This is a genomic window from Faecalimonas umbilicata (assembly GCF_004346095.1).
GTDB lineage: Bacteria > Bacillota > Clostridia > Lachnospirales > Lachnospiraceae > Faecalimonas > Faecalimonas umbilicata.
In genome coordinates, this window is the sequence record NZ_SLZV01000003.1 from 15,647 (window position 1) to 29,903 (window position 14,257).

A 14,257-nucleotide genomic window follows, 5' to 3' on the forward strand; every position below is an offset into this window, starting at 1 on the left:
CTAACTACTCCTTCTGTATAAACAATCCTTCTTCTCACACGCCTCACATCCTTTGATATGGCATGGCTGTTGTTCTGTGCTGGCTCCGATCACTGCGGTGACAGATTTTGTCGGTGTCATCATCCCGCCTCCTGTGAGGGTAAGACCGATCGTCTTCGCACAGTCTAACATCCGCATCAGTGTCTCCTGACAGGAAATTGAGAAATCTCCGTATCCCGGACTAAACCGCGGGCGCAGATACCTTCCCTGTCTCTGATACTCTTCTGCGATTTTCTTTTGACAGTCATCACAATACTCTTCCAATTCCGCAGCAGCACATGCCTGACCGACAACTGCCTTCGCCATATCTGTCAGAGAGTATCTCCGGATCCATCTGTCCACCTCCGTCCCAAGCGTCGCCCCAAACAAAACAATCTGATCACATCCCGTAAGATTTTTTGAGAGGTTTTTGCTTGTGACTGTCCATCCGCCAATTTCTATCTGATCCGCTCCTTTGACCTGCAAATCAAAAATGCGATAGACTGACTTCGCACATTTTATCTGATCAAGTTCTCTAAAAACTTCTGTGATCAGTGCAAATGTTCCATCATCTACCGCATGTCTTCCATAGCCAAGATAGCGGATTGCTTCCTTTATCCGCATTTCCATCGGCATTACCTCAAAATCTCTGACAGATTTGTCATAATCGCTGCCGCCACTTCCGGCTTATTCATTGAGTAAATATGGATGTGATCAATTCCGTTGGCGATCAGATCAATGATCTGGTCTGTCGCATAAGCGATTCCCGCCTGCTTCATCGCTTCCGGCTTCTCCCCGAAACGGTCTAAGATCGCATGGAACCGCTGCGGCAGAACCGTTCCGGATAATTTGCAGATTCTTGTCATCTGTCTGCTGTTTGTGACAGGCATGATTCCCGGGAGTACCGGAACAGTGATCCCTTTTTCCCGAATACGATAGAGGAAGTTATAGAGAATCGCATTGTCAAAAAACATCTGCGTTGTAAGAAAATCCACTCCACAGTCTACCTTCTGCTTCAGATAAGCGATGTCATCTTCTTTGTGTTCATTTTCCACATGACCCTCTGGATAACATGCCGCCCCAATGCAAAAATCGCCCTGCTTTTTAATCTCTCGGATCAGTTCATATGCGTAATGATACTGGTCTGTCTCCGGAAATTCCAGACCTTCCGGAATATCTCCGCGCAGTGCCAGGATATTTTCAATCCCCTCCGCCTTTAATCGGTCTACCACCGACAATACTTCCTCTTTTGTCGAAGAAGCACAGGTCAGATGCGCCAGGCTGGTCACACCCATTTTCTTTTGAATATCCGAGGCAATCTGTACAGTATTCTTGCTCGTTCCGCCTCCTGCGCCGTAAGTGACGCTGATGAACGCAGGTGCAAGCTTCGCGATCTGCTCTGTGGCGCTTAAAACGGCCTCAATTCCTGCATCCGTCTTTGGTGGAAAAATCTCAAATGAAATATGTATTTTGTTCTCCTGTAATTTATCTATAATCTTCATCTTCTCGTAATCTCCTTAGCTGCAATATTCTCATGCTGTTATTTTGGGTGTGCCTTAGATCAAATCATCGTACAACTGCTCATACTGTTTTGCAGAATTATCCCAGGAAAAATCCTGCTGCATTGCATGTTCTACAATCTTATTCCAATCTCTCTTCTTATCATAATAAATATGTTCTGCATAACGTATGATGTCCATCATCTCATGTGCATTGTAGTTTGCAAAACTGAATCCGGTTCCGGTCTTGTCAAATTCATTGTACGGAACCACCGTATCTTTCAGTCCTCCCGTCTCTCGCACGATCGGAAGTGTTCCGTAGCGCAGACTCATCAGCTGACTTAATCCACATGGTTCAAATAGTGATGGCATTAAAAACGCATCGCACGATGCATAGATCTTATGTGACAATGCTTCTGAATAATAAATATTCGCCGAAACTTTTCCCTGATACTTCCATGCAAAATGGCGGAACATATTCTCATAGCGTTCTTCTCCGGTTCCAAGTACGACAAGCTGGATATTCTCCTGACATAACTCATCCATCATGTAGGCAATCAGATCCAATCCTTTCTGGTCTGTCAGTCTTGATACGATTCCGATCATCATGGTCTTTGCGTTTTTCTCCAGTCCAAGTTCTTCCTGAAGCGCCAGTTTATTTTTCGCTTTCTCTTTGCGGAAATTTTCCACCGAGAAGTTATTCGTAATCAATTCATCTGTCTTTGGATTATAGACATCATAATCTATTCCGTTCACGATTCCCTGCAGGCAGTTTGCCCGTGCACGCATCAGCCCATCAAGATTCTCTCCATAAAACGGCATCTTGATCTCCTCTGCATAAGAGTTACTCACCGTTGTAATGCGATCTGCATAGACAATTCCGCCTTTCAGATAATTGGCATCCTTGTATGCTTCAAGCTTATCCGGAACAAAATAGTAATCCGGCAATCCTGTGATATCCCTCACCGTCTTTGTATCCCACGTTCCCTGGAATTTCAGATTATGTATCGTCATGATCGTCTTAATGTTCCGATAGTATTCATTAGAATATCGGAAATTATCAAGATAAATCGGGATCAACCCGGTCTGCCAGTCATGGCAATGAATGATATCCGGCCGGAAATCGATTATCGGAAGCGTACTTAAAACTGCCTTGGAGAAAAAGGCAAATTTCTCAATGTCTTCATAGATATTGCCATAAGGGGCAAACCCATTAAAATAAAATTCATTGTCAATAAAATAAAATGTCACGCCATCGTGCACATATTCCAACACACCGACATACTGTGTTCTCCAGTTCAAGTCCATATAAAAATGAGTCCGATACTCTAATTTTTCTTTCCACTCTTCTTTCATACACATATATTTTGGAAGCATGACTCTGACATCATACTTCTCTTTGTCAAAGTATTTCGGCAGCGAACCTACAACATCTGCAAGTCCCCCAGTCTTGATAAACGGCACACACTCTGACGCTGCGAACAAAATCCTTTTCATATGATTCCCTCCAAACTTTTTACTTTCTGTTATTATATCGTATTTTCAGAAAAATGAAAAGACATAAGATAGAACTGAGTCCTTTTTATTCCACAAGCTGCCTGCGTCTTCCTCTCAGGCGGATAGTATCCGCAAGAAGTGCGATAAATTCCGAGTTAGTCGGTTTCCCCTTTCCGCTGCTGACCGTATATCCAAACATTTCATCGATCGTCTCCAATTTCCCCCTCGTCCATGCCACCTCAATCGCATGGCGGATCGCCCGCTCTACCCGGCTTGATGTTGTCTGATTTTTCTTCGCAACAGTCGGATAGAGGATTTTTGTGATTGCATTTAGCACATCCATATCTTCCACAGCCATTATGATCGCATCCCGCAGATAATGATATCCTTTGATATGTGCAGGAATCCCGATCTCGTGAATCATATCGGTTACTTCCTCCTCAAGATCATACTCCGGCAGATCTTTCCTGCTGCTTTCCAGTTCCCGGTCCGGGGCTGCCGGGCGGTAAACTCGATTCACATGTTTGATCTTATCTAACAGCATCCGGTTGTTAAATGGCTTCATAATATAGTAATTCGCTCCTTTTTCAAAGGCATCTTCTGTCATTTGTTCCTGTCCGACAGCTGTCACAACGATAAAACTCGGATGCTTTTTGATTTTTTTATCTGTGTTGATCTGTTCCATCACACTCAATCCGTCCATTTTCGGCATGATCAGATCCAAAAGGACGACATCCGGCTGTTTTTGTTCTATAATTTTGCACATATCCTCCCCATTGTTCGCTTTTCCAACCAGCGTCAGTTCCTTGTCCCGATCGATCAGTTCCCCAAGAAGATCCAACATTCTCTCATTATCGTCAGCAATAGCTACATTCAGTTTTCCCATGGCTACATCCTCCTTCAATTTCTGCCTTCATTCCACAGCATTCATTATAGACTTGCCACAGGTGGCGAATCAAGAAAAAGGGTTCCTCATTATTCGACAGTCCTGTCAGGATTTTACATGTTCCAACATATTTTCGATAAAAATGCCATAGCCTTTCTTCGCATCCTGCACAAACACATGAGTTACCGCTCCAATGATCTTGTCATTCTGGATGATCGGGCTTCCGCTCATCCCCTGGATAATCCCGCCCGTCTTCTCAAGAAGTTCTTTATCTGTCACTTCCAACACGATCCCCTTATTGACTTCCCGCTCCGAGAGATCCACTTTCAATATATTGACATCATATTCTCTGACAACACCATCTACACAGCACCTGATTTTTGCCGGTCCTCTTTGGATCTCTGCCTTTCTCCCTGCTTTCAGCGGTGTCTGATCCGCAAATAATTCATGGATCCGGTCTACCGTACCGAATATTCCCGCATCTGTATTTTCCGTGATCTCCCCGAGAATATTATATCGATTGTACACGATCACGCCTTCCATCCCGCCTGGACTTCCATCCTCCCCTTTTTGGATTGCACTGATACTTGTTTCATAGAGACTTCCTTTGGCGATTTCCAAAAGCTCATTGGTATCTACATCGTGGATTCCATGCCCAAGTGCACCAAACTGACTATTTCCATTTAAGAAAGTCACTGTGCCAAGTCCCTGGGCATTGTCCCTCACCCAGATTCCGAGACGATATTCTTCCTCACTGCTTTCCACTGCCTTCAGCCGCACATCTACGGGCTGGTCTTTTCTGCGAAGATGAAGCACAACATTTTCATCATCAAGCTTTTTTACTGCCGCAATCAATTCTTTTTTGTTTGTGATCACCTCATCATTGATCCCTGTAATATAATCTCCCTGTCGAACGATATGATCTGCCGGTTTATATTTATCTCCATCTGTTCCCTCGATTGCATCTGTTCCCAGCACCATCACACCGTTCGTCTCCATATATATCCCAATTGGCATTCCCCCGGGAATCAGATATTCCTCGCTGATTTCCTCCGTACTCACTTCTCTTTTCTGCGAGATTGTCTGATATTTTACGATGCAGGCGCCGCCGCCTACCAGCACCGTGAACAGAAGAAGGATCATCAGACTCCTCCGATACCAGTATTTTCTCACACTTCATTCCTCCCAACATAAAAAGATTGCACGACTGTACATTCCTCACAGTATATTTTTTCTTCCGCAAGATTCCAAAACCTTCCTTTGGAAAAAAATAAGACAGACACTTTCATGTCTGCCTTAGTATATGGAATTTTATCTGATTCACTCTGATTTTCTTTTGGAAAGTTCTGCCATTTTTTTCAATTCAACAGCGCTTTGCCGGATCGACTCTGTCACTGCAGATCCTCCGAGCAATCTGGAAAGTTCTGCCACAGACTCTTCCTCCGTCAACTCATTGATCGCAGTCTTTGTCACCCCATCCTGTACCGTCTTCTCGATCACATAATGGGCATCTGCCATCGCTGCAATCTGCGCAAGGTGTGTAATACAAATGACCTGATACTCTTTTGCAAGCATTCCCATCTTCTCTGCAACTTTTCCAGCAGTAATCCCACTGATTCCAGTGTCAATCTCGTCAAAGATCAATGTAGCAATCTCTTCTCGATATGCGAGAACTGTTTTGATCACAAGCATGATCCTCGACAATTCTCCTCCGGATGCCACCATGCCCAGTGGCCGCAGCGGCTCTCCAGGATTCATCGACACAAGAAATTCTGGCTCATCGATCCCATCTTCCCTGCATTCCAAAAGTCTGGTAAACTTCATTTCAAACTGCACATCGAGGAAATTTAAATCTTTCAGGCCGAGCCGGATCCTCTCCACAAAAATCTGTGCCTGTTTTTGTCGAATCTCCGACAGTTCTTCCGCAAGAACTTCCAGTTTTCTACAGGATTCCTCATATTTTTTTTGGAGGGATGCAATATAATTTTCATAGTCATGAAGCTTTTCCAGCTTTTCCTCCACCTGACCGGCGTATTTTTCGATCTCTTCCACAGAATTTCCATACTTGGATTTCAAACGATTGATCTCGTTGAGCCTGATCTCCACCTCCTGGAATTCTTCCGGGGAAAATTCTACAGAGTTTCTCGCCGCAGAAAGTTCATGGTTAAAATCATTTAACAGATTCTCTATCTCTGACAACTGCTCATACAAACTTTCTGCCAGTGGATCACAGCCGGAAATTTCCTGAAAAATACGAACTGCCCGGCTAATGCAGTCTGCAGCATTTCCTCCGCCATTGTCACTTGTATAAGCATAAGCTTCCTCCATATGCTCCGCCATCCGTCTCCCGGTCAGCATCCGCTTATACTGTTCCTCCAACAAATCATCTTCACCAGGTTTTAACTCTGCCTTTGTGATCTCCTCCAGCTCAAAAGAAAGAAAATCTTCCTCTCTCCTCCTGCTGTCCTCATCTTTGATCGCAAGTGCAAGTTCTTTTTCGTTCGCCTTGCAGCTGTTCCATGCCTCTTTGACCTTATCTTTCAGATCTCCGATCTCTTCTCTTGCAAACAAGTCTAAAAAAGCAAGATGATTCTTCCGGTGGATCAATGTCTGATGCTCATGCTGTCCGTGAATGTCGATCAGAATCGTCGCCACATCTTTTAGAATCCGTGTTGTTACTGTTTCCCCATTGATCTTGCTGACACTTCGTCCATCCATCAGTTTTCTGCTTAAGATCAATTGTCCCTCTTCCGGATAAATATCAAGTGCTCTCAGCTGTGCCTCCTGGGACGGATGTTCCACAGTAAATACCAGTTCTACTAATCCGTAAGCAGCTCCTTTTCGCAGCATCTCAGCAGAATACTTCCCGCCAAGTGCCAGTCCGATAGAGCCTAAAATAATTGATTTTCCGGCACCGGTCTCTCCTGTCAGAATGTTAAATCCTTTTTTAAATTCTACTTCGATCTCATCGATCAGCGCCAGGTTCTTTACATGTAAATTTTGTAACATCTGTTTCTCCTGCCGTTACAATACAATTTTTCTTATTTTTTCCATCACAATTTTCGTCTCTTCTGTGCTGCGGACTGCACACATGATCGTATCATCTCCCGCAATACAGCCGACGACTTCGTACCACTGCATCGAATCAATGGATGCGGCGACCGCCATCGCCATTCCGGATACGGTTTTGACTACCAGTATATTTTGCGCCATCTCCATCGAAACATACCCGTCTTTTAGGATCCGCATGTATTTTTCCTTCATATCCTTTTCCGGAACCTGAAGGATCACATACTTCTGTTTTCCATTTTCCCCCGCAACTTTCGTAAGCCGCAGATCACGGATATCTCTTGAAACAGTCGCCTGCGTCACTTGAAAACCTGCTTTGTTCAGCTGTTCTGCCAGCTCTTCCTGGGTCTCAATATTATACTGGTTGATTAATTCTACAATCTTTGCATGCCGACTTACTTTCATCTTATTTAATTTCCTTTCATTTTCTTGCGCAGCGTCTCCAGAAAACTCTCCTCACTCAGCTTTAAAAGTTTGGCAGTCTTTTCAGAACGGCTGATCGTAATACGGTCCCCTGTATAGACCGGAATCACATCCGCTCCGTCAAACGTCACGCTCGCCTCCTCAACCGTATCTCCTTTTCCTTTTCCGATCTCGATCACGATCTCGTCTTCCGCCGAAAGTACGATACTGCTTGTATTTAAAGCGTGTGAACAGATCGGTGTGATCACAAACATCTCTGCCGTCGGTTCCACGATCGGTCCGCCCGCTGACAGGTTGTACGCGGTAGAGCCTGTCGGCGTCGAGATGATCACTCCATCTGCCTGGTAAGAATTTAAAAGCTGTCCATTGACATAAATATTGAAATGGATCACACGGATACTTCCGGCACGCGCCACAACAATATCGTTGAGCGCGATATCTTCCTTTCTTCCTTCAAGCTTTCCCTGCAACATCATCCGGCGTTCCGGAAGAAACGCCCCGCAAAACAGCTTTTCCAGACTTTCTTCGATCTTCGGAAGTTCAATCTCTGTCAAATATCCGAGTGTCCCCATATTCACTCCGATCAACGGAAGATGCTTGTTCCTCAATTCCCTGACCGCCTGGATCAACGTTCCGTCTCCTCCCAGCGTCAGGACACAGTCTGTCTCTTTTGGAATCTGGTCTGCAAGGAGATTGCCCTCTTCATCTCGCTCACATAAGATACAAGTTCTGCCGCGCTTTTCTATATAATCTTGTATCTGCCTTGTCACCTCATAATTTTCATCTTTACTGTAATTCGTAATGATGTAAAACGTTTCCATAACGTACCTCTCTCGCTTTTATTTTGCCAGCGCCTCAAACGCTGCCTCCACTACCTGATACAGTGCATCCTCCATATCCGGCAGATTGCTTCCCACTTCGCTTTTCTTTAAATGTACCAGATATTCAATATTTCCCTCCGGTCCTTTGATCGGCGAAAATTCAATGCCGAGAATCTGAAATCCGATCGATGCCGCATAGGAAGTGACCAGTTCGATCACCTCGTGGTGAGTACTCTTCTCGCGGACAACCCCCTTCTTCCCTACTTTCTCTCTTCCGGCCTCAAACTGTGGCTTGATCAGGGCAACAATCTCCCCATCCGGTTTTAAATAGTTGCGGATCGGTTCCAGCACTTTTGTCAGCGAGATAAAAGACACATCAATGGAAGAAAAATCAATTTCCTCTCCAAGATCTTCCGGTGTCACATACCGGATATTTGTCTTCTCCATACATACAACCCGGTCATCTTGTCTGAGTTTCCACGCAAGCTGTCCTCTCCCTACATCGATCGCAAACACCTTTCTCGCACCATTCTGGAGCATACAGTCTGTAAATCCCCCTGTAGAAGAACCAACATCCGTGCAGACTTTTCCTTCCAGATCTACATCAAAATTGGCGATTGCTTTCTCAAGCTTTAATCCGCCGCGGCTGACATACGGCATTGTGTGCCCCTTGATCTCGATCTGAACCTCATCTGAGAAAGTTGTTCCCGCCTTGTCCTCCCGCTGTCCTTCTACAAATACATTGCCGGACATGATGATCGCCTTCGCCTTCTCTCTTGACTCTGCAAGATTCCGCTTTACAAGTAATACATCTAAACGCTCTTTCATCTATTTCTACTCCTGCTGTCTTTTCTGGTACACGGACAGGATCCGCTCTGTGATCGTATCCGCATCCAGCATTACTTCTTTTCTTAATACTTCTATATTTCCATGTTCCACATACTCATCTGGAATTCCGAAGGACTCTACCTGAACGGGAAGTCTTTTCTTCTCCACATAGGCAAGCACCTGAGCTCCATATCCTCCGGCCAGTACATTTTCCTCAATCGTCACGTAAAGTGTATGTAACTTAGAAAGTTCCTCCAAAAGTTTTTCATCCACCGGCTTGACAAATCGACTGTTGACCAGTGTGCTTTGAATTCCTCTCTCTCTTAAGGAATCACTCACCTGCAAGGCCGTCTCCATCATATGTCCGACACTGAGAAGAACTATTCCTTCTCCCGTTTGGATCACTTCACTCTTTCCATATTCGATCGGCGCGCGGAACTCTTCCAGTCCGGTATACGCTGTTCCTCTTGGATAACGGACTGCGACCGGCCCCGGATACTGGATTGCAAAACGGAGCATATCCGCAAGTTCCCACTTATTTTTCGGCGCCATCACCGTCATATTTGGGATTGTCGATAAAAATGACAAGTCAAACACACCCTGGTGCGTCTCTCCATCACTCCCCACAAGCCCTGCGCGGTCGATTGCAAATACAACCGGGAGATTCTGCAGGCAGACGTCATGGATCAGCTGGTCATACGCCCGCTGTAAAAAAGAGGAATAGATTGCAACCACCGGCTTAAGCCCTGCCGCTGCAAGTCCCGCCGCAAATGTCACTGCGTGTTCTTCTGCAATTCCCACATCAAAAAATCGATCCCGGTAGGTTTTGGAAAATGGAACCAATCCTGTCCCGCCTGCCATCGCTGCGGTGATCGCCACCAGCTTTGGCTCCTTCTTCGCCTCTCGGTAGATCACTTTGGAAAAGACATCGGTGTAAGAATCTTCCCCTGCTTTTTCCTTTGCCTGTCCGGTCTCAATATCAAACGGACCTGTCCCATGAAACTGGGACGGATATTTCTCCGCCGGGAGATATCCTTTTCCTTTTGTTGTAATCACATGTACCAATACGGCATTCTGAAGTTTCTCTGCTTCTCTAAAAGCCCGGCACAATGCCTTGAGATCGTGTCCGTCCACCGGGCCAAGATAGGTGATCCCCATATCTTCAAAAAACATTCCCGGAACAAACAGCTGCTTGATTCCACTCTTCGCTTTCCGAATATGTCCTGTCACTCTCGCTCCAATATACGGCAGCTTCCCTAATGCCGCCTCCACACCCTTTTTCAGTCCGGTGTAAGCACTCGCTGTTCGAAGACCATCCAAATACTTCGACATGCCTCCCACATTTTCTGAGATAGACATATTGTTGTCATTGAGCACAATAATAAAATTACTCTTTAATCCTGCCGCATTGTTGAGTGCTTCATATGCCATCCCGCCGGTCATGGCGCCATCCCCGATAACAGAGATGACTTTATGATCTTGTCCTAGGATCTCCCGTGCCTCTACATACCCAAGTCCTGCCGAGATGGATGTGGAACTGTGCCCGGTATCAAACGCATCACAATCGCTTTCTTTCCGCTTTGGGAACCCGCTCATCCCACCATATTTCCGCAGATCATCAAACCCGGCTTTTCTGCCGGTAAGCAGTTTGTGCGTATACGCCTGATGCCCCACATCCCAGATAATTTTATCCTCCGGCAGGTCAAAAATCAGGTGCATCGCCATCGTCAGTTCTACTACGCCAAGATTAGAAGCCAGATGTCCGCCAGTCACACTGATTTTCTCGATCAGAAAATCCCGGATCTCCTGGGCAAGCACTTCAAGCTCCTCCGGCTTTAATTTTTTTATATCATTTGCTTTCTGAATTTTTTCCAGTACCATAGGCACTCCCTCTATTTCTCCCGATGTATCAACTCCTGCAAGAGCTGCTCCAGATAGGCATTCTCTCTCTGCAGACTCCTTAACAGAGCAATCGCCTCCTCAGAAATCTGTTCTACATCCTTTTTTGCTTTCTCTAATCCGAAGAGCGTCACATAAGTCGTCTTCTCATTCTTCTGATCGCTGAAAACTGGTTTGCCGAGCACTTCTTCTGTACTTGTAACATCAAGAATGTCATCCTGAATCTGAAATGCGATCCCAATCTTCTTTGCGACCTGCTCGATCACTGCAACCTCCTCTTCTTCTGCTCCCGCCAGAATCGCACCGATCATCATGGCACTTTCTAAAAGCGCTCCTGTCTTCAGCTCATAAATAAAAGAAAGTATATCTTCTGTGATATTCTTTCCAGAAGCACTGACATCTACGACCTGGCCTCCGATCATCCCGTAGATACCTGCTTTCTTTGCAAGCACCTGAAGTGCTTTCCCGATCCGGATCGCCTCCTCCGGCGCTTCCTCAAATGCGGTGCATGCTGTCTCAAACGCATAGTTTAACAATGCATCTCCGGCAAGGATCCCCATGTCTTCCCCGTATACGATGTGTGTCGTCTTCCTTCCTCTCCGGTAATCATCATCATCCATCGCCGGAAGATCATCGTGTACGAGCGAATAAGTATGGATCATCTCGATTGCCGCCATGAACGGTCTGACGGTCTTTGCGGCACCTCCAAACATCCGGAAGGTCTCCCAAAGAAGCATCGGACGGAGTCTTTTCCCTCCTGCCATCAGACTGTATTCCATCGCCTCCATGATGACCTGCTGCTTTCCTTCCTGCACAGGAAGATACTCCTTTAGGATCTGTTCGATCTCCTCTGTTTTCTTTCTTTTCTCGTCTCTAAAATTCATGGCATTCTCCATTTTCTTCTAATATCTGTATCTGTTTCTCCACTGTATCGATCTTGTCATTGCATGACTTCAAGAGTTCTATTCCTCTGTGATAAAGTGAAAAAGACTGTTCCAAAGAAAGTCCCGGCTCTTCCATCTGCCGCATCATTCCATCCAGTTCCTGAAACAGTTCCTCCAGTGTTCTATTCTCTTTGACTGTGCTTTCCGCCATCTTCTGCCTCCTTTTCCACTTCCGTCACCTGTGCGCGTATCGTTCCGTCTGTCACTTTAATGGAAAGGATTTCGCCTGGGCAGACATCTTCGATTTTTCGAATATTGACTCCAATCTCATTCTGCACATAAGAAAATCCCTGTCCCAATTTTCTGACCGGAGAAAGTCCGTTGAGACGCTCTGCGCGCACAGACAGACCGTGTTTTGCTTCCTTTAACCGCTCCTGCATCTTCTGCCTAAACCGTTCTTCCAAATCCACTGCCTGTTGCCGTTTCTCATTTAGCTTCACCTGCGGATGCAGGTAAGAAAGCCTCTGGGCCCGCTGCATAACCTGATTTCGCTTCTCTTCCACCGCGTGCGAAAGTGCACGTTTTAGCTTCCTTTCCGTCTCATCCAAATATACGCGGACAACATCGTATTCATAAACCGCAAGTTCCGCAGCAGCAGAAGGTGTCGGCGCACGAAGATCTGCTACATAGTCAGCGATTGTTGTGTCGGTCTCATGTCCCACCGCCGAAATGACCGGAGTCTGACATGCAAAAATCGCCCGGGCAACAATCTCCTCATTAAATGCCCAGAGATCCTCGATCGAACCGCCGCCTCTTCCTACAATGATCACATCTACGCCGAATGCATCCATTCTTCGTATCCCGTCTGCAATGCTTTCTGCAGCGTCTTCTCCCTGCACAAGTGCAGGGCACAAATACAGCTGCACATAAGGATTCCTCCTGGATGCAATATGAATGATATCCCGGATTGCCGCCCCTGTAGGCGCTGTTACAATACCAACCGTGCTGGCAAATGGAGGAATCGGCCGCTTATATTCCTGCTCAAACATCCCCATCTCTTCCAATTCCTGCTTCAGCTTCTCAAACTTCTCATATAGCAATCCAGCCCCATCTAAGATGACCTCTTTCGCATAGAGTTGATATCTGCCGTCGCGCTCATAGACATTGACACTTCCAAGAACGATGACTTGCTGCCCTTCTCGCATCCGAAAAGCAAGACCGCCTCTCTGTCCGGCAAACATCACGCAGGCGATCGTCCCCGTCTCATCCTTGAGAGAAAAATAAATATGTCCGGAAGTGTGATATTTGCAGTTTGACACTTCTCCTTTCACATAGATGCGTCCAAGCATGAAATCTTGTGTAAACATATTCTTAATGTAAGAATTGACTTGACCGACGGAATATACACTGCGCATGGCACTACCTCGAATTGACGATCTTTCCAAGAACTCCGTTGATGAAAGACGGACTCTCTTCACCACCATATCGCTTCGCCAGTTCTACTGCCTCGTTGATCGCAACCCCCTGCGGCACTTCCTCATCCCACTCAATCTCATAAACTGCAAGACGAAGAATAGTCAGGTCTACTTTTCCCATTCGGGATGTCTTCCATCCTGTCACGGAAGCATTGATCTTCTCATCGATCATCTCCACCTTCTCCGCAATTGCGGCATATTTTATGCGAATGTATTCTTTCTCTGTGTCCTTTGCCGATTCCAGCTCTTCCAGATAAAGTGCAAGCTGCTCTTCCATCTCTTCCTTCGGTTGAAACTCGATGCGGAATAATATTCTAAAAATGTGTTCTCTAAGTTCTGATCTTCCCATTGTATACCTCACTGTCTGTTTTTTCAAAGGTTATCTCTTCGATAGGCTCTATTATACTACATAACCTTCCATATTGCAAAATAGAATTCAGCACACGAAAAGAGATTATGAAAAACCTTTCATAATCTCCCTGTGAGCCGTGATTTTTTCAAATCTATTCTTCACCCATGTCTACACCCGCAATACGGATATTGACATCCGCAACGGTAAGCCCGGTCATATTCTCCACCGCCGCTTTGACTTTCTCCTGAATCTTTGCTGACACATCCATGATGTTATAGCCATATTTCAGGACAAGTGCCAGAGATACTGTCACGATTCCTTCCAGTACATCCACCTTCACGCCTCTGGATAAATTCTTCATTCCCAGTCGTGCGATCAGGTCATTTGTGATATTTCCTGCCATGGAAGCAACCCCTTCTACCTCTGTGGCTGCCAGAGCTGCAATGATCGCAACTACTTCATCGGCGATCTTTACTTCCCCGAGATTCGGATCCTGATGTATCGTATACGTATTTCTTTCGTCTTTTACCATTTCTAAAACCTCCTGTCTGGTTTGCTGTCTGTTGTAGTTATTATAACAAATTTCTCATTATTTGCAAACAAAAA

General features: G+C 45.6%; 15 protein-coding genes. All 15 read right to left on the bottom strand.

Features of this window, described 5'->3' with window-relative positions; translation table 11 throughout:
• The gene (locus EDD74_RS01815; RefSeq protein WP_008975792.1) at window positions 1-648 is read right to left on the bottom strand and encodes a vitamin B12 dependent-methionine synthase activation domain-containing protein; all 648 of its coding nucleotides are present in this window, start codon (window positions 646-648) and stop codon (window positions 1-3) included.
• Window positions 649-653: 5 nt separating this feature from the next.
• Entirely contained in the window at window positions 654-1,520 is an 867-nt protein-coding gene (gene metF / locus EDD74_RS01820) for a methylenetetrahydrofolate reductase [NAD(P)H] (protein ID WP_008975793.1), read from the bottom strand.
• Window positions 1,521-1,574: 54 nt separating this feature from the next.
• Entirely contained in the window at window positions 1,575-3,014 is a 1,440-nt protein-coding gene (gene glgA, locus EDD74_RS01825; RefSeq protein WP_116442138.1) for a glycogen synthase GlgA, read from the bottom strand.
• Between the two features lie 85 nt (window positions 3,015-3,099).
• Window positions 3,100-3,900 (bottom strand): sporulation transcription factor Spo0A, encoded by an 801-nt coding sequence (spo0A, locus tag EDD74_RS01830; RefSeq protein ID WP_008975795.1) that lies wholly within the window; start codon window positions 3,898-3,900, stop codon window positions 3,100-3,102.
• 105 nt (window positions 3,901-4,005) lie between these two features.
• Window positions 4,006-5,043 carry a SpoIVB peptidase gene (spoIVB, locus tag EDD74_RS01835; protein ID WP_116442517.1) on the bottom strand — a complete coding sequence of 346 codons (1,038 nt, stop codon included), beginning with the start codon at window positions 5,041-5,043 and terminating at the stop codon, window positions 4,006-4,008.
• 177 nt (window positions 5,044-5,220) lie between these two features.
• Entirely contained in the window at window positions 5,221-6,909 is a 1,689-nt protein-coding gene (gene recN / locus EDD74_RS01840) for a DNA repair protein RecN (protein WP_008975798.1), read from the bottom strand.
• Between the two features lie 15 nt (window positions 6,910-6,924).
• A complete protein-coding gene (gene argR / locus EDD74_RS01845; protein ID WP_008975799.1) occupies window positions 6,925-7,374 on the bottom strand; it encodes an arginine repressor in 450 nt (149 codons plus the stop codon).
• 5 nt (window positions 7,375-7,379) lie between these two features.
• Window positions 7,380-8,213: an NAD(+)/NADH kinase gene (locus EDD74_RS01850; protein WP_008975800.1), complete on the bottom strand. Its 834-nt coding sequence runs from the start codon at window positions 8,211-8,213 to the stop codon at window positions 7,380-7,382.
• A gap of 18 nt (window positions 8,214-8,231) precedes the next feature.
• Window positions 8,232-9,041 carry a TlyA family RNA methyltransferase gene (locus tag EDD74_RS01855; RefSeq protein ID WP_008975801.1) on the bottom strand — a complete coding sequence of 270 codons (810 nt, stop codon included), beginning with the start codon at window positions 9,039-9,041 and terminating at the stop codon, window positions 8,232-8,234.
• 6 nt (window positions 9,042-9,047) lie between these two features.
• The gene (gene dxs / locus EDD74_RS01860; RefSeq protein ID WP_116442137.1) at window positions 9,048-10,922 is read right to left on the bottom strand and encodes a 1-deoxy-D-xylulose-5-phosphate synthase; all 1,875 of its coding nucleotides are present in this window, start codon (window positions 10,920-10,922) and stop codon (window positions 9,048-9,050) included.
• A gap of 11 nt (window positions 10,923-10,933) precedes the next feature.
• Window positions 10,934-11,824: a polyprenyl synthetase family protein gene (locus EDD74_RS01865; protein ID WP_116442136.1), complete on the bottom strand. Its 891-nt coding sequence runs from the start codon at window positions 11,822-11,824 to the stop codon at window positions 10,934-10,936.
• Window positions 11,814-12,035 carry an exodeoxyribonuclease VII small subunit gene (gene xseB, locus EDD74_RS01870; protein WP_008975804.1) on the bottom strand — a complete coding sequence of 74 codons (222 nt, stop codon included), beginning with the start codon at window positions 12,033-12,035 and terminating at the stop codon, window positions 11,814-11,816. The genes EDD74_RS01865 and xseB overlap by 11 nt, the downstream gene beginning before the upstream one ends.
• Window positions 12,007-13,239 carry an exodeoxyribonuclease VII large subunit gene (gene xseA, locus EDD74_RS01875; protein WP_116442135.1) on the bottom strand — a complete coding sequence of 411 codons (1,233 nt, stop codon included), beginning with the start codon at window positions 13,237-13,239 and terminating at the stop codon, window positions 12,007-12,009. The genes xseB and xseA overlap by 29 nt, the downstream gene beginning before the upstream one ends.
• Before the next feature lie 4 nt (window positions 13,240-13,243).
• Window positions 13,244-13,648, bottom strand: coding sequence for a transcription antitermination factor NusB (gene nusB / locus EDD74_RS01880; protein WP_116442516.1), 405 nt, complete (start codon window positions 13,646-13,648; stop codon window positions 13,244-13,246).
• Window positions 13,649-13,802: 154 nt separating this feature from the next.
• Window positions 13,803-14,183, bottom strand: a complete 381-nt coding sequence (locus tag EDD74_RS01885) for an Asp23/Gls24 family envelope stress response protein (RefSeq protein WP_008975807.1) — start codon at window positions 14,181-14,183, stop codon at window positions 13,803-13,805.
• Window positions 14,184-14,257: the final 74 nt, after the last annotated feature.